At 70.3% G+C, this 883-nt stretch carries 1 protein-coding gene; it reads left to right on the top strand.

Annotated features, from left to right (window positions below):
* Nucleotides 1-237 precede the first annotated feature (237 nt).
* On the top strand, nt 238-883 hold a 646-nt coding region (locus CCN56_RS41350; protein WP_256962463.1), incomplete at its 3' end, for a phosphoenolpyruvate carboxylase.

Below are 883 nucleotides of genomic sequence, written 5' to 3'. Positions count from 1 at the left end.
CTGGTCGGCACTGCTCACAGGTGCGGCTCGTTGAAGTGTTTGAGGACGTCTGGAGGGGTTCTGGAGGCTTGCGGAACGCGCTGTCCGACGGCCCCAGGATAGGTGTCAACATGGTGAGCGGCGGGGAGGGCCCGCCGCCCACCATGTGGACACCTATCCTGGGGGCGTCGGACAGCGCGGTCCGCAAGCCTCCAGAACCCCTCCAGACGTGCTCAAACACTGCAAGGAGCCGCACCTGTGAGCAGTGCCGACCAGAACCCCACCGCCAGCACCGAGCTGCGCGCCGACATCCGCCGACTGGGCGATCTCCTCGGCGAGACCCTCGTGCGCCAGGAAGGACACGAGCTCCTCGACCTCGTCGAGAAGGTCCGCCGCCTCACCCGCGAGGACGGCGAGGCCGCCGCCGAGCTGCTCCGAGGCGTCGAACTCGAGACGGCCGCCAAGCTCGTGCGCGCCTTCTCCACCTACTTCCACCTCGCCAACGTCACCGAGCAGGTCCACCGCGGCCGCGAGATGCGCGAGAAGCGCGCCGCCGAGGGCGGCCTCCTCGCCCGCACCGCCGACATGCTCAAGGACGGCGACCCCGAGCACGTCCGCGAGACGGTCAAGAACCTCAACGTACGGCCCGTCTTCACCGCGCACCCCACCGAAGCCGCCCGCCGCTCCGTCCTCAACAAGCTCCGCCGCATCGCCGCCCTCCTGGAGACCCCGGTCAGCCAGTCCGAGCGGCGCCGCACCGACCTGAGGCTCGCCGAGAACATCGACCTCATCTGGCAGACCGACGAACTCCGCGTCGTCCGCCCCGAGCCCGCCGACGGCGTTGGCGTGGAGCTCGTCGAGGTAGTAGATGGCGTTGCGGGCCTCGTCGGCGGGCTCGGGGCGG

This window comes from Streptomyces sp. NRRL B-24572, from assembly GCF_002156145.1.
Taxonomy (GTDB): Bacteria; Actinomycetota; Actinomycetes; order Streptomycetales; family Streptomycetaceae; genus Streptomyces; species Streptomyces vietnamensis.
Note: the sequence above shows the minus strand (reverse complement) of the source record. Positions and strands in the feature narration are given on the sequence as shown.